General features: G+C 55.6%; 11 protein-coding genes and 2 rRNA genes (1 of these 13 only partly in view). 4 read left to right on the forward strand and 9 right to left on the reverse strand.

What is annotated here, in order from left to right:
- Window positions 1-8: 8 nt before the first annotated feature.
- The 6 genes from A2V21_304185 to A2V21_304210 form a co-directional block, all read right to left on the reverse strand.
- Entirely contained in the window at window positions 9-473 is a 465-nt protein-coding gene (locus tag A2V21_304185; protein ID OIJ73533.1) for a hypothetical protein, read from the reverse strand.
- A complete protein-coding gene (locus A2V21_304190) occupies window positions 474-1,238 on the reverse strand; it encodes a pantothenate kinase (GenBank protein OIJ73534.1) in 765 nt (254 codons plus the stop codon).
- Between the two features lie 4 nt (window positions 1,239-1,242).
- On the reverse strand, window positions 1,243-2,223 hold the full coding sequence (locus tag A2V21_304195; GenBank protein ID OIJ73535.1) for a biotin--[acetyl-CoA-carboxylase] ligase: 981 nt from the start codon (window positions 2,221-2,223) through the stop codon (window positions 1,243-1,245).
- Window positions 2,193-3,083 carry a nicotinate-nucleotide diphosphorylase (carboxylating) gene (locus tag A2V21_304200; protein ID OIJ73536.1) on the reverse strand — a complete coding sequence of 297 codons (891 nt, stop codon included), beginning with the start codon at window positions 3,081-3,083 and terminating at the stop codon, window positions 2,193-2,195. The genes A2V21_304195 and A2V21_304200 overlap by 31 nt, the downstream gene beginning before the upstream one ends.
- Entirely contained in the window at window positions 3,080-5,749 is a 2,670-nt protein-coding gene (locus A2V21_304205) for a valine--tRNA ligase (protein ID OIJ73537.1), read from the reverse strand. The genes A2V21_304200 and A2V21_304205 overlap by 4 nt, the downstream gene beginning before the upstream one ends.
- A 216-nt stretch (window positions 5,750-5,965) precedes the next feature.
- Window positions 5,966-7,453, reverse strand: coding sequence for a hypothetical protein (locus A2V21_304210; GenBank protein OIJ73538.1), 1,488 nt, complete (start codon window positions 7,451-7,453; stop codon window positions 5,966-5,968).
- Window positions 7,454-7,821: 368 nt separating this feature from the next.
- Here A2V21_304210 and A2V21_304215 point away from each other — a divergent pair, with 368 nt between their 5' ends.
- Complete coding sequence (locus A2V21_304215) at window positions 7,822-8,262, forward strand: hypothetical protein (protein ID OIJ73539.1); 441 nt, start codon at window positions 7,822-7,824, stop codon at window positions 8,260-8,262.
- Window positions 8,263-8,335: 73 nt separating this feature from the next.
- Here the strand turns inward: A2V21_304215 and A2V21_304220 are convergent, their stop codons facing one another.
- Window positions 8,336-10,081, reverse strand: a complete 1,746-nt coding sequence (locus A2V21_304220; protein OIJ73540.1) for a hypothetical protein — start codon at window positions 10,079-10,081, stop codon at window positions 8,336-8,338.
- 114 nt (window positions 10,082-10,195) lie between these two features.
- Here A2V21_304220 and A2V21_304225 point away from each other — a divergent pair, with 114 nt between their 5' ends.
- From A2V21_304225 to A2V21_304235, 3 genes are all read left to right on the forward strand, one after another.
- Window positions 10,196-10,450, forward strand: coding sequence for a hypothetical protein (locus tag A2V21_304225; protein OIJ73541.1), 255 nt, complete (start codon window positions 10,196-10,198; stop codon window positions 10,448-10,450).
- Between the two features lie 96 nt (window positions 10,451-10,546).
- Window positions 10,547-10,990, forward strand: a complete 444-nt coding sequence (locus tag A2V21_304230) for a polyketide cyclase (GenBank protein OIJ73542.1) — start codon at window positions 10,547-10,549, stop codon at window positions 10,988-10,990.
- A 339-nt stretch (window positions 10,991-11,329) separates the two neighbouring features.
- A complete protein-coding gene (locus tag A2V21_304235) occupies window positions 11,330-13,873 on the forward strand; it encodes a hypothetical protein (GenBank protein OIJ73543.1) in 2,544 nt (847 codons plus the stop codon).
- Window positions 13,874-14,077: 204 nt separating this feature from the next.
- On the opposite strand, the gene rrf is transcribed toward A2V21_304235, so the two are convergent.
- Both rrf and A2V21_304245 read right to left on the reverse strand, forming a co-directional pair.
- Window positions 14,078-14,194: ribosomal RNA gene (rrf, locus tag A2V21_304240) — 5S ribosomal RNA — on the reverse strand.
- A gap of 80 nt (window positions 14,195-14,274) precedes the next feature.
- Window positions 14,275-15,744: ribosomal RNA gene (locus A2V21_304245) — 23S ribosomal RNA — on the reverse strand (it continues 1,509 nt past the right edge of the window).

The following is a 15,744-nucleotide window of genomic DNA, read 5'->3' on the forward strand; positions in this document are numbered from 1 at the left end:
GATCTCTCTTAGCTCCTTTTCTTTCCTATCAGGTTCGGAAGCGTCCTCCTGAAAAATATCCCGAGCAGCTTGTTCACAGGGTTTGACCTGTCGAGTGCCGAGATGACCGGCCTGTTCCTGAAACCAAGCTGAATGAGGAGGTCGTTCATCTCCTCATTGGCAGCGTCGTACTTCAAGCCTTTCTTAAAGACCTTTATGGCCCCTTTCTTGTTGCCGGCGGCCATGTACACCTTCCCGAGGTTGAGATAGAACTCGGCCCTGAAGAACTCCTTTTTTATGGCCCTCGTGCAGAACTCGAGCCCCAGGCCGATCTCGCCGCCCCGCAAGGCCTTCAGCATGCCGTAATAGGACATGTACTCGGCGTTTTCCTTATCCTCTTTCCATGCCTTGTCAAAGGCCCGGAGCGCCCTGTCCATGTTCTCTTCCTTGAGGAACCTTTTTCCGGATATGAAGTGCTCTCGTCCTTCAGACATCTACTGTTCAGCCCCTTCGTCTATTATGCGCAGCCCCTCGAGCGTCAGGAACTCGTCGGCCCCGGTTATGTACCTTGATTCACCTATCACAATGGTGGCGAGCCCCCCTGTGGCGACAACCCTCGGCCCTGTGGCGACCTCTTTCATCATCCGTTCGATGATGCCGTCTACCAGGCCGAGAAATCCGTAGAAAACGCCTGAGCGCATGGACTCTACCGTGCTGGTGCCGATGAGCTTCGAAGGCCTTCCCGGCTCTATCCTCGGAAGCTTTGCCGTCCTCGCGAAAAGCGCCTCGGTCGATATCCCGATGCCAGGGGCTATTATGCCGCCGGCGTACTCTCCGTTCTCGGTCACGTAGTCAAATGTTACGGCCGTGCCGAAGTCTACCACTATGAGCGCCCCTTTATGGGCGCTGTATGCCGCTACGGCGTTCACGAGCCTGTCTGCCCCGACCTCCTCAGGATTATCCGTGAGGACCGGCATGCCGCAGTTCTCGTGCGTGACCACACGGGGGTCAACGCCTAAATACCTTGATAGCGCCTCTTTGAAGACCTGGTCGAGCGCCGGGACGACCGAAGATATTATCGCGCGCTTTATATCGTTCTTCGAAAGATCAGCGGCGGATAATAAGGCGATGAGGCCTGCCCCGTACTCATCTGCCGTCTTGCGCGTTACGGTAGAGATCCTCCAGTGGCCTTTGAGGGCCTGCTGCCTGAAAACGCCAAGGACTATGTTCGTGTTCCCTATATCGACCGCGAGCAGCACCTCGTTATCCCGCCGCCTCCACGTCACCGGAGACAACCCTCACTACATCCCCGGAAGCCATCTTTAAAAGCAGCGCCCCTGAGGCGTCCACCCCGAGGCAGGTGCCCTCTTTCACGCTTTCAAAAGAGGTGACCCTCACGGGCTTCCCCTCGAATCCGAAATACCTCTTCCACTCGGCAAGAACAGGGGTAAAGCCCTGAGATAAGTATATCTTATACCACACCTCGACGCCCGATAAAAGATGACGGGCAAACTCGGCCCTGTCGATGGCGTCCCCGGCCTTCTCACGCAGAGAAGTCGCGGTATTCCGTATATATTCAGGGAACATGGACTGCGTTTCGTTAATGTTCACGCCTATACCTATTACCACGAAATGGACCCTGTCGGGCTCTGAGTCCATCTCAAGGAGTATTCCAGCCGCCTTGCCACCATCAAGCAGTATGTCGTTCGGCCATTTGACGACAGGCCTTACCGGGCATACCTTTGCTACCGCCTCTGCAGTTGCTACAGCCGCTAAAAATGTCAGCGCATGCGCCTCCTGCGGAGCAACTGGCGGCCTCAATATGATAGAAGCGTACAGGTTGAGCCCTGGGGGAGACTCCCACCGCCTGCCTATCCTGCCCTTGCCGCCGGTCTGGCTGTCCGCAAGGACTACGGCCCCTTCGCCCTCACCGCCTCTTGCCAGCTCAAAGGCCTTTACGTTTGTCGAGCCGATCTCGTCGTAGAAGTGTATACGCTTGCCTATTATTTCGGTTTCGAGGAGTGAGGATACCTCGACCCCGTTAAAAGGCCTCTGCCCGGCAAGCCTGTAACCCTTCGAAGGGCTGGCCTCTACACGGTAACCCATCTTCCTCAAGGCCTCGATCTGCTTCCATACGGCGGTCCTCGATACGCCAAGGGTGGCGCTCAGGCGCTGCCCGGAGACAAACTCTCCGCCGGATTTAAGGAGCCTTACTATCTCGACTTCCGGGCCTTTGCCCCGCATAACGATACCACTTCCATGCTTATGTCTACAGCCCTCGCCGAATGGGTGAGGCCGCCGACTGAGATGAAATCGACCCCGGTCACCGAGACCGCGCCAACGTTATCAAGGTTTATGTTGCCGGAGACCTCTACGAACGCCCTGCCGCCTATCTCCCTGGTGGCCTGCCTTATACGCCTCAAGTCCATGTTGTCGAGCATGATTATGTCCGCGCCAGAGGCTACCGCCTCTTTCGTCTCTTTCAGGTCCGTGACCTCTACCTCTATGGGAAGCGAACCGTTGTATTTCTTTCTTACGGCCTGGACAGCGGCGGCAACAGATCCGGCGGCCTTTATATGGTTGTCCTTTATGAGGACGCAGTCGAAGAGCCCGAACCGGTGGTTCGTGCCGCCTCCCGCCTTTACGGCGTACTTCTCAAGGGCGCGCAGGCACGGCGTGGTCTTCCTGGTGTCGAGGAGCCTTACCTCCGGGTCCTTCAGCCTCTTTACGAACTCGTTAGTCCTGGTCGCTATTCCGGAGAGGCGCTGGAGGAAGTTCAAGGCCACCCTTTCCCCTGTCAGGAGCGCGCTGAGCGTGCCGGAAACTGTCGCGATGACCTCTCCCTTCCTTACATGACCGCCGTCTTTGAACCTTGCCCTGAAGCGAGATTTTTTATCGAGGCGTTTAAATACCATCTCAGGGATAAAGAGGCCTGCCACGACCATATCTTCCTTGGCGATGAACTCGGCAGCCCCGGAGCACCCTTTCCTGACGATGGCACCGGTGGTTATATCTCCTGAGCCTATGTCCTCCTCAAGGGCCGCGCGTATCAACAGCTCCGAGAATTCCCTGAGGCCGGTCTCTTCGTTTGTTTTTTTCCTCAAGCCCTTATGCTCCTTATGCGCTCAAGCCCGGCCTTGAGCTTATCTGTCTTCTCCTCGAGGGCATCGAGCCTGGCCCTGTCCTTCTCGACCACTTCGGCAGGGGCCTTGTCGGTGAACTCCTTGTTGGAAAGCTTTTTCGCCACACCCGTCTTCTCGGCCACCGTCTTCTCAAGCTCTTTTACGAGCCTCTTTTCTTCCACCTCGAAATCCACAAGGCCGCCAAGCGGAACGAAGACCTCGACCTTTTTCTGGTCGCCTCCGCCCGCGAGGGCCGACACCGCGTCGCTCGGCCTCTCGCCTGATTCGGCTATCACAAGCTCCTTTACCCTGGCCAGGAGCCTTATATAATCCGCGCCAGCCGATAGGATCTCGCGTACGCCTGCGTCCAGCGAATAGCAGGTGCAGTCGGTCGTGGCCGATGGCGCGACGTTCATATCGGTCCTTATGTTCCTCACGGCCCTTATTACGTCCATTACCTCTTCCATGCGGGCGGCATCCTCAGGGTAAGCGGTCCCCTCTTTCGGGAACTCGCTTGACATGAGGCTCTTCGGAGCCCCTGGAAGCTTCTCGGCTATCTCTTCGGTAATAAAGGGCATGAACGGATGGAGGAGCTTCATGGTATCCATGAGGACCGCAGCGAGCACCTGCTGCGCGATGAGCTTTCTTTCAGGGCCGTTCTCGCCCCTCAAGTCGAGCTTTACAAGCTCGACATACCAGTCGCAGAGCTCGTGCCAGACGAACCTGTAAAGGGCTCTTGCGGCCTCGTCGAACCTGTACCCCTCTATCGCTTCCGAGACCTCGCGGATGCAGACGTTCCGCCTATGCCACAGCCATCTGTCGGCGATGTTGAAGCCCGCCTCATCGAGCCCTTCCACGTGGCCTTCGAGGTTCATGAGAGTAAACCTCGCGACGTTCCATATCTTGTTGCAGAAGTTCCTGTAGCCTGATATGCGCTCTTCCGCCAGCTTTATGTCCCTGCCCTGGGCAGCGAGCACGGCGAGGGTGAACCGGAGCGCGTCGGTACCGTACTTCTCCATCATCACAAGGGGGTCTATGACGTTCCCCTTGCTCTTGCTCATCTTCTGCCCCTTGGCGTCCCTTATGAGGGCGTGGATATATACGTCCTTGAAAGGCTCGCCTCCGGCGAACTTAAGCCCCATCATTATCATCCTGGCGACCCAGAAGAATATGATGTCGAAGCTTGTCGAGAGGACGGCTGTGGGGTAGAAGGCCTTAAGCTCTTCGGTCTTATCAGGCCAGCCGAGCGTAGAGAATGGCCACAGGGCCGAAGAGAACCATGTGTCGAGAACGTCCGGGTCCTGCTCTATATCCCTGCTGCCGCAACCGGAGCACGCTGTGGGGTCGACTGTATCTACCGTCACGGCGCCGCAGTCCTTGCAGTGCCAGGCAGGGATCCTGTGCCCCCACCATATCTGGCGGGAGATGCACCAGTCGCGGATGTTCCTCATCCAGTCGAAGTACAGGTTCTCCCAGTTCTTCGGGACGAACCTGATATTACCTTCCTCGACCGCCTTTATCGCCGGCTCCGCGAGCGGGCCGACCTTCACGAACCACTGCCTCGAGAGCGTCGGCTCTACGACTGTAGAGCAGCGGTAACAGCCGCCGAGCATCAGCTTGTGCCTGTCTATCTTCTGGAGGAGCCCTTTTTCCTCAAGCCCGGCGACTATCCTCTTTCTCGCCTCGTATCTGTCGATGCCCTTAAATGGACCGGCGTTCTCGTTCATGCGGGCGCTCTCGTCCATTACCTTTATGGACGGTAGATTATGGCGCCTTCCCACCTCGAAGTCGTTGAAGTCGTGCGCCGGGGTGATCTTGACAGCGCCTGTGCCGAACTCTATCGAGACCGAATCATCCCCTATGACCGGTATCTCCCTGTCGACAAACGGGAGCCTTATCTTCTTTCCTATAAGCCCCTTGTACCTGTCGTCCTCCGGGTTCACGGCCACCGCCGTATCGCCGAGCATGGTCTCGGGCCTTGTGGTAGCAACTGTAAGGGACTTCAAGCCCCCCACCGGCTCGACAAGCGGGTACTCCATGTACCAGAGGCTCCCGTCTGTCTCGCTGAATTCGACCTCAAGGTCTGACAGGGCGGTATGGCACCTCGGGCACCAGTTTATGATATAGTCGCCCTGGTATATGAGCCCTTCCTTATAGAGCCTTGTGAAGACCTCGCGCACCGCGCGAGATAACCCTTCGTCCATGGTAAAGCGTAGCCTCGTCCAGTCGCAGGAGGCGCCTATCCTCTTAAGCTGATTGACTATCGTGCCGCCCGATTCGTTCTTCCACTTCCAGACGCGCTCTATGAAGGCCTCCCTGCCGAGCTGGTGCCTGTCGAGCCCCTCTGCCGCAAGCTGCTTTTCAACGACGTTCTGGGTGGCGATCCCTGCGTGGTCTATGCCCGGGAGCCACAGGACGTTGTAGCCGCGCATACGCTTGAACCTCGCGAGTATGTCCTGCAGGGTTGAATTGAGGGCGTGGCCGAGGTGGAGAGCGCCGGTTATGTTGGGCGGGGGGATGACCATTGAAAAACCCGGCTTGCCTGAGGCAAGGTCAGGGGTCGCGAGCGACTGGTCTATCCAAAAAGAAGCCCAGCGCGCCTCTACGGAGCCAGGTTCATATGTCTTCTCAAGCGTCTTCTCGCTCATCTACACCTTCCAGATTTTCAGGATATTTTAGCGGAAAGGCCTGAAGCAACGGTCCAGCCGCAGGTCAATTATTGATTATAAATTGGAACGGCCTTTAAAAAAACAAAAAATTCTCTACCGCCATGTGGACGGTAGAGAAAGTAAATCTATCCTATCTCTAAAAATTAGATATTTTTTCTGAGGTAGAGATCAGGAAAAAGAACAATTTTCAGAGGGTTATCTGAGCCTGACGAGTGCTTCCTTGACCTTGCTTATTTCGGTCTTTATGAGACGCTCGGCCAACTCCGGGAGGACCTCCCACGCCACGTGTTCTACGACCTGCTTCGATGTCCTGGCAACGATCGCCTCGACCTGCTCCTTCGGTATGGCAAGGCTCTTCTCAAGCCTGGTGCCAAGCTCTGATTTAAGCCTCTCCTCCATCTTCACCAATGCGCTACGGGCCGCCTCGGCCACGATCGAATCGACCTTGGCGAGCTTCGCGTTAAGGTCAGCCCTGAGCTTCTCTTCCACCCTCGCGGCGGTCTTCTCAATCGCATCGGCCACCTGGGCCTCAGCCTTCTTAAGCTTCAAGTTGAGGTCGGCTATAAGCCTCTCCTCCACCCTGTCAGCGGCGCGCTCTACTACCTTCCTGACCTCATCCTCCGAGACCTGCGGCTCTGTCCTTGAGGGGGCCGATATCAGCTCGCGTAGCGGCCTTGCCTCGGCAAATATCCCCTCTTCCGCCCTTGACGGCGCCTCCATCACCTCTTCATGTATCTCAAGGAGGTCCGGCTCAGCGGTTGTCTGCTCATCCCTGGTTTCAACCGCCTGCTCTATCGAGGCAAAATCCTCCCAGAATGGTTTTACAGGCTCACCCTGAGAGACTTCCCAGGGTTTCACGGGCTCTGGTTCGAACGTATCCAGCTCTACCGTCTCTGCCTTCTTCTCTTCTTCCTCTATGAAGGTATCGAATACGCCCATGTCGAAGGCGGGCTCAGGCTTTGTATGCTCGGGCTTGAAGGCATCGAACTGACTGAGGTCAAAGGGCGAGGCGGATAAATCGATGGGCGATTCCTCTTTCCGCTCCTCTTTAGTATCGGATTTCATCTCTTCATCAGGGATGACGAGGTCGGTAAAGTCACTTTCGCGCCCCTCCTCCTCTTTGTGCGCCTCTTCCTCGAAGAGAGCGCCTGAAGAGAGGAAATCAAGGTCAGGGGCGGCCCCCGTCTCTTCTTTTCTTTCCTCGAATTCCTCAGGGGCGCTCAGAAAATCCCCGGCAGACCAGATGTCAGCCCCCAACTCGCTTTCAGAAGGTTGTGGGCTTGCGGGCACAGCCGCTTCGACTGTGCCAGTGCCGGCAACGGAAAGGAGATCGCGGACCTTATCCAGCAGCTCCTGCGACTCAAACGGCTTTATTATGCTGTCGTCAGCGCCGACCCTTAATGCCTCGTCCTTGTTAAGGGGCTCGAAGGTGCCGGCCAGCAGGAGCACAGGGACGCCCTTGAGGGCCGGGTCGTTCTTTACAGCCTCACATACCTCGTAGCCTGTCTTGCCGGGCATCGCCACATCGGCCATTACGAGGTCAGGCCTCGCCTCCCTGGCTTTTTTAACGGCTGTATCGCCATCACCGGCTATAACAAGCTCATAGTCCTCAGAGGCGAAAGTTATCGAGATGACCTTCTGGATTGTTATTGAGTCGTCTGCCAGAAGTATCCTTTTTGCCATTATGAGGCCCCCTTTTAAAGCATGCGGTTTTCAATCAAAACTTACCCCTTGCCGACCAAAAAGTCAAGGTAAATATGGCAGTTACGCCATTTGTAGACCTTGCTGCCAACCAACTGCCGCACCAATTCGGAAAAACCTTATTAACTCTTCGGTCATTCGGTTAAAAGATTTAGGTTTTTATGAAGTACGGGCTTTTGTGAAGCTGTGTAGATGGCAGCTTGGCAGACAGTACACGGCTGATTACAAAAAGGAAATTGCCAGATCCATCAAGGAGAGCCCCTTCTATCGCGCCTTTTAGAAACCTTGACAAAGGGTACGCGCTTATGATAATTTAGGAATTGCGCAACTACTAAACAAGGAGGAAGGCTATGTCCTCGCATGATTTCTCAAAGGAGTTCTTTGCCGCTTACCACGCCTCGGTCTTCGAATCACTCGGAGATGAGGCCGTAAAATATAACGCCAGGATAGGCTCGCTCCTGGCGAACAGGTGGCTTAAAACGCTTGCCTCGCTGCCTGAAGGCAAGGAGGATTTCAAAAAGGCGATGGAGGCCTGGATGAGAGGGCCTTTCAGGTTCGCAGACATAACTGAACTGAGCTTCTCGGACGGCGCGGCAACCCTTTACGTCAAGGGTTGCGACATATGCCAGGGGAACGAGATACTGAGGCGGTCTGGAGGAAAGGGCTACTGCCCGATAAGCCAGCTTGTAAAATCGGCTATGGGCAAGGGGCTTAAGGCCCACGTGGAGCTTACAGGAAGCGAGAAGCCGGGCCCCGTCGGCGAATGCTATCTGAAATACAAGGTAGAATAAAAAACAGGTCTTTATGAAATCTGAAAACCCCCTCCAAAATGGAAGGGGTTTTTTATTTTTGTCCTTCGCTCTCTCATCTGTCCGGCCCCCTTCTGGCCTTTGAGATCGCGCCAGGCAGGAGCGCCGGCAGGTCTATATCCTCCCTTACCCTCATGATGAAATAATCTTCCCCGGCATCAAGACAGAACGCGAAAGGCAACGGGTTCCGGATACTCGCGTAAAAGCTCGATCCCGCGGAAGGGTGCATGGTAGAAGCACCGGACATCAGCGGGAGGCTGAGCTTATCGGCCAGAGAAAGCCTCTCCAGCGGAAGGACCAGATCGTAATTATTAAGGGGGATGACGACAAGGTCCCCTCTCTTCAGTACCGTACTCCTCCAATCGATGACCCGCCCGCCCCATGCCTCGACATAGTACTGGAGCCCCCAATGGCCCTGAAACCAGAGGGCGCTGGCAGAATTCTGCTGCGAGTACCTGGTGAGCAAAGTCCGCGCGGCCTCCCTCGCTGAATTGGCGAGACTAAAGTCTGCCGCCGAGACGAGGAGCGCGACGAGAAAGGCCGGGAGAAGCGGCAAAAGACGCCAGCTTGAAAAACCTGCGCGACGAGCGCCTGTGGCCCGCGCTATCAATATGCCGAATGCTGGCGCCATCGGCAGCAACGTTCTGCCGTTTGTGGTCCAGTTCACAAAGCCGGAAAAGACGAATGTCCCCGCAACCCACAAAAAGAGCAGCACCGCTTTAGGGTCACGCTCCCGGAGGAGGTCTGAGACCGCTATAGCCAGAAGACCGCCCCCGGCGGCGGAGAAGACTATGGCATGGGCCATAAACGCCCAATCGAGCCCCCCTTCACGATAGACTCGCATACCGCCGACGCCGCCGCTTAGAAGCAATACGATGAGCGCAACTGAAGCGAATAGAATAACAGCCGCGTATACCTTGAAATTCCTGATAAATGGAAGAAAGAAAAGGACCGGAAGAAAAGAGCCGCCTGCAAAAAGGAGTCCGGTAAACCCCTTTTCAGCCGCGCCGGTCGCAAGGAGGCCCTTTATCATCGAGGAGTAGGCAGCAGCCTTGGAAAAAAGCCCCCTTCCATACATCTCGGCGGTTGCGGCCTCAAAACCTAAGAGCATGAGCGCCGGAAAAAGGAGCCAGAGAAGGTGGCCGGGCCTGCGTTTCATCAAAGAATACGCCGCCAGGAGTGGAAAAAGGCTCACGGCGTTGTACTTGGTCAATATGCCAAGGCCCGCTAGAGTCGCCGCGATGGCAAGCCGTCTGTGGTCGCCCTTATCAGTGCCGGACACCCAGGTCTCTATCGACCATACCCAGAAGGCGACCATAAGCACGTCGCTCATCACGGTGCTGGCGGAGACAGCGAACACAGGGGTCGCTATCGCAACAAGAGATGCCAACAGAGGGCTGGCGGTAAACCTTCTCGCCAGCGCCAGTGTGCCGAAAGCCGCCGCAAGGGCAGGGATCAAAAAGGCGATATGCAGTCCGTATTCGCCAAAGCCGGCGACCGTTGACGCGGCCGCGATGAAATAAGAGACCCCCGGCGGGTTCTGCATCACCTCTGCCATCGGCGCCATATACCCTTCCCAGTTCACCTGGAAGCCGTAGAAGTCCGCCGGGGAATCGAGTATCTGCCTGGCGGCCCAGATGTACATCGGGTCGTCTATATGGAACGCCTTGCCCGCGAACGGGGCCAGAAGCAGGAGTACCGCCGCTGTCAGGACCGCGGCCTGAGCTATTCTCGAAGCCTGAATATTCATAGGAAAATGGAAGGACCCGATGATTTTATTCCAAAAAGGGGCGGTTATCAACGCCCTTTTTAAAAGCGTCACTCTTGAGGTGCGGTTATTTGACTTGCCGCCGTTTTGGGAATAAAATGAAAATAAAAATCAATATCAACAAAACCACCAAGGAGGTAGACCGCGATGAAATACCTGATAGAGTCCCACCATACAAAGGAAGAGTGCCTGAGAGAGCTGGATGAGGTCCTCGCGAAGGGCAAGGACACCCTCAACAAGTTCTACTGGGGCTGCGGCAAGGGCGACCACACTGGATACGCCATAGTGGACGCCAGGACCGAAAATGAGGTCAGGGACCTGATCCCGGAGTTCGCGCAGAGGAAGGCTAAGATAATCGAGCTTAGCCAGTTCTCCCCCGACCAGATAAAGTCGCTGCACTAGGGGGCTTCCTTTGCGAATGGCAGCGAAACATAAAAAGGCCGGGATAAAAGACATCCCGGCCTTTTTTTACATCAGGAAAGATCAAGGAGGGATTCAATGGAAAGGGAACAGATGGAGAAAGACAACCTCAACACCTTCGACGACCTTGATTTCAACGTCTTTTCAGGGCAGAAGTGGAACCAGCTCAATAAAAGCCATGACAAGGAGATCATCGTCCACTGGCCGGACGGCCGCACGACCATGGGGATCGGCGTGCACACCGAAGACCTTAAGATGATGTTCGTCTACGCGCCCGATACGAGGATCAAGGAACACCCGATCAAGATCGCTGAAGGCGAGTGGACGGCTGTAATGGGAATAATGGAGGGGACGTTCACAAAACCTATGGCAACAGTAGGCGGGGAGACGATCCTCCCGACCGGCAGGCATTTCAAGCTGCCGATGGCTACTATCGGACGCTGGAAGGATGGCGTGATGGTAGAGGAGTGGCTCTTCTGGGATAACCAGGCCTTCATGAAACAGATAGGCCTGCGCCATTAGCTCGTCTACAAAATAGCAGCCTCTTTCTCCTGGCACATATCTTTATAACTCTCGGAGAGGGGACGCGGTATAGCCTTTATTACCCACCCGGCTTCCCTATAAATGAGAGTGTTTTTTCAGTCATACCCCCTCACACCTGAATCGTTCCCGACGCTTCGTCTCAGTCCTGATACTGAAAATAATCATCTTTTTACCTCCTCGCCACCAGCCTTAAACCTGACCTGACCGGCGAGTTACGAAAAAAGCGATACTTAAAGGAAACGTAGATTCGTGGTAAAATATATATACATAAATCCAGTAGTTATGGACGCTTAAAATTAGAAATTTAAAACCAGTCATATGAAAAAAAAGGACATACCTGAAAGATCAGGTTCGAGTATAAAGGGCATCATGTCCAGGCTTTTTGCTATCTCCCCCGAAAGGCGCGAGCGTATCAGGAAGGCGGAAGATGATCATTCGCACCTGCGCTTCCTTGAAAATCTCGAGAGAGTCGACAGGGCCATCCGGAAGGCTGAGGACCTGGAGATGATGATGACCGACGTCCTTGAAGAGGTCCTGTCCATATTCGGGAGCAACCGCGCCTTCCTCTTCTACCCATGCGACCCGGACGCCGCCGAATTTAGCGTACCCATGGAGCGCACCAGCAAGGAGTACCCGGGGGCCTTCGCCAGAGGCGGTACGTTGCCGATACTGAAGGAGGTCGCCGACATTTTGCGAGTACTGCTCGCTTCCAGCGGCCCGGTGGCGTATGACCCCAGGTCAGGGCGCGCACTGCCCCAACAGACCGCCAGCCTCTTTAACATCCGCTCGATGCTCCTCACGGCCATCTACCCGAAGCTCGGCAGCCCATGGGTCTTCGGCATGCACCAGTGCTCGCACACGCGCGACTGGACCGACGAGGAGGTGAGGCTCTACCAGGAGATCGGCCGCAGGGTCGCGGACAGCCTTAACAGTCTCCTCCTTTTGCGGGACTTGAAGGAGAGCCAGGAGAAGTTCCGCCAGCTCTCTGAAAACGTCGACGAGGTCTTCTGGATCACCTCTCCCGACTCCTCCGAGGTCGTCTACTGCAGCCCGGCATACGAGAAGGTCTTCGGCCTTTCCCGCGAGGGCCTCTACAAACGGCTGGGATCTTTCATCGATTTGATACACCCGGAAGACCGGGGGCGTGTCCTCGCCGCCCTTCCCGGGCAAGCCCTCGGCGCCTTTGACGAGGAATACAGGGTCGTCCGCCCTGACGGCGAAGTCCGCTGGGTGCGCACGCACGCCTTCCCAGTAAAGGACGCATCGGGCGAGGTCGTCCGGATAGCTGGCATTACTTCCGATATCACCGGGCGCAAGGCCGCGGAAGAAGAGCTTGTAAAGTCGGAGAGGAAATACAGGGCCCTTTTTGAGGAATCGAAGGACGCCATCATAATAAGGGGCCCAAACGGGAGTATCCTCGACGTCAACACCTCCGGGGTCGAGCTATTCGGTTATTCCTCTAAAGAAGAGCTTATGAAGGTCAGTTTCGAGGAACTCTGCCAGGACAGGGACGAGGTACGGAGGTTTAACGAGGAGATAAGGGGCAGGGGATATGTGAAGGACTTCGAATGGCGCCTCGTGAGAAAAGACGGGCAGGTTATCATCGCGAACGCGACCGTGAACGCCGTCCGCGACGAAAAAGGCGAGATCATGGTGTACAGGGGGATACTCCGCGACGTAACTGAGAGAAAAAAGCTCGAGCAGCAGCTTTTGCAGGCCCAGAAGATGGAGGCGATCGGGCAGCTCTCAGGCGGCATCGCGCACGACATCAACAATATCCTTTCCACGATAACCGGGGCCGGCGAGCTTCTTCTGTCGAACCTGCGGGAAGACGACCCGGCGAGGGTGTTTGTGGAGAACATCATGACCTCCGCGATAAAGGGGGGAAAGCTTACGCAGAACCTCCTGACCTTCAGCCGCATGCAGCCGATAGACCTGAAGCCAACAAAGCTCAACGACCTCATAGCCAACTTCCAGAAGTTCCTCTCGCAGCTCATCGGGGAGGATATAGAGCTAAAGACAGCCCTCACGGGGGACGGGCCTGTCGTGAGAGCCGACAGGAGCCAGATCGAACAGGTCCTCATGAACCTCGCCATGAACTCGCGCCTTGCCATGCCAGGCGGAGGGGTCTTGACCATAACGACAGAGCTTGCGGCCATTGACGATAAATTCGTAGGGCTCTATGGTTACGGGAAGCCCGGAAGATACGCCATGGTGCGCATCTCCGATACCGGCGTGGGGATTCCGCGGGAGACGATGAAAAGGATATTCGAGCCGTTCTTCACTACCAGGGAGGTCGGCAAAGGCTCCGGACTCGGCCTTTCGATAGTATACGGGATAATAAAGCAGCACAACGGCTACATAAACGTTTACAGCGAACCAGGGGAAGGCACAGAGTTCAGGATATACCTGCCTTTGACCGAGCAGGCGGTGGAGGAAATCGGGCCCGAGGTGCAGGAGCATCCTGCAAGAGGCTCTGAGAAGGTACTGCTGGCTGAAGACGATTCAAGCATCAGGGGCCTCCTCCGGCTCACCCTTGAAAAGTATGGGTACATCGTCGTCGAAGCGGCTGACGGCGATGAAGCGATCAGGAAGTTCGGGGAGAACAAGGGGATCCGGCTGCTGATAACCGATGTGGTCATGCCCAGAAAAAACGGCTTTGAGGTATACCGGGAGCTTCTCAAGACAGACCCTCTGCTTAAGGCCGTCTTCATGAGCGGTTACGCTGAGGGCCATATCAGGGAAAAGGGCGTACGCGGAGGCGAGTTCGAATTTATCTCGAAACCACTCCTGCCCACAGACCTGCTGAGAAAGGTACGAACAGTACTTGATAGAGAAAAGAAGCTCAGGAATTCAATTTAACAGGTTGCTGGAAAAAACAGATTTTGTGCAGGCTGCTCAATAAGCTCCATATGCGAGGCTATTCGCGCCGTTTGACTAACGAGACGTACTTTTGGTGTACGCCGCAGACGAGCTTCTGAAGCCAACTATGCTGGATTGACTCATTTCATGCCTGGGGCCAATAAAAAATCCGCCAGAATTTCTTCTGGCGGATTTTTATTTTAAATCCCGCGGCGTCCTACTCTCCCACGCAGTTGCCCACGTAGTACCATCGGCCCTGAGGAGCTTAACTGCCGTGTTCGGGATGGGAACGGGTGTGACCTCCTCGGTATGGCCACGGGAAAGCGTCTTTCAGCTTTCAAGTAAATCGAATAGGGTAATCGAATCAAAACGCCTGGAATCAATAACCAAAGCACACAAGTAAATTGGTCAAGCCTCACGGTCGATTAGTACCGGTTAGCTTAACGCCTTGCGGCGCTTACACACCCGGCCTATCAAACTTGTAGTCTCCAAGTGACCTTTAGGAGCCTTACGGCCCGGGAGATCTTATCTTGGGAGGGGCTTCCCACTTAGATGCTTTCAGCGGTTATCCCTTCGGGACACAGCTAACCAGCGTTGCCCTTGGCAGAACAACTGGAATACTGGAGGTCCCGCCATCCCGGTCCTCTCGTACTAAGGACAGCTTCCCTCAAATCTCCTGCGCCCACATCAGATAGGGACCGAACTGTCTCACGACGTTCTGAACCCAGCTCACGTACCGCTATTGATCGGCGAACAGCCGAACCCTTGGGACCTGCTCCAGCCCCAGGATGCGATGAGCCGACATCGAGGTGCCAAACCGGGCCGTCGATGTGAACTCTTGGGCCCGATCAGCCTGTTATCCCCGGCGTACCTTTTATCCGTTGAGCGATGGCCCTTCCACGCGGGACCACCGGATCACTAAGACCTGCTTTCGCATCTGCTTGACTTGTAGGTCTTGCAGTTAAGCTCCCTTATGCCTTTGCACTCGCCGGCTGGTTTCCAATCAGCCTGAGGGAACCTTCGCGCGCCTCCGTTACGATTTGGGAGGCGACCGCCCCAGTCAAACTACCCGCCTGGCACTGTCCCTGGCCCGGATGACGGACCAAGGTTAGAACATCAGAATAATCAGGGTGGTATTTCAACGTCGGCTCCCCGAAAGCTAGCGCCTCCGGTTCATAGCCTCCCACCTATCCTACACAAACTATTCCAATGTCCAATACCAGGGTATAGTAAAGGTGCACGGGGTCTTTCCGTCTTGATGCGGGTAGCCAGCATCTTCACTGGCAATTCAATTTCGCTGAGTCCCTGGTCGAGACAGCGGGGATGATCGTTACTCCATTCGTGCAGGTCGGAACTTACCCGACAAGGAATTTCGCTACCTTAGGACCGTTATAGTTACGGCCGCCGTTTACCGGGGCTTCGGTTCCGAGCTTCTCCGCCGAAGCGAATAACCCGTCCCCTTAACCTTCCGGCACCGGGCAGGAGTCAGACCCTATACATCCTCTTGCGAGTTAGCAGAGTCCTGTGTTTTTGTTAAACAGTCGCAACCCCCATTTCACTGCGGCCCCCAGCCAGCCTTCCGGAGCAAGTCCGGACAACCGGCGAGGGCACCCCTTCTCCCGAAGTTACGGGGCTAGATTGCCGAGTTCCTTAACCAGGGTTCTCTCAAGCGCCTTAGTATTCTCTACTCGTCTACCAGAGTCGGTTTGCAGTACGAGCACCTGACAAGCTCACTACGAGGCTTTTCTTGGAAGTATGGGATTAGCCAGTTCGGTCCGCCTTGCGGCTTTCCTCCTCATCACCTCTCGACGTTAACAGAAGGACGGATTTGCCTATCCTTCCCGCCTACGGGCTTAAACCGGGACTTCCGT

Source organism: Deltaproteobacteria bacterium GWC2_55_46 (assembly GCA_001595385.3).
Taxonomy (GTDB): Bacteria; Desulfobacterota; GWC2-55-46; order GWC2-55-46; family GWC2-55-46; genus UBA5799.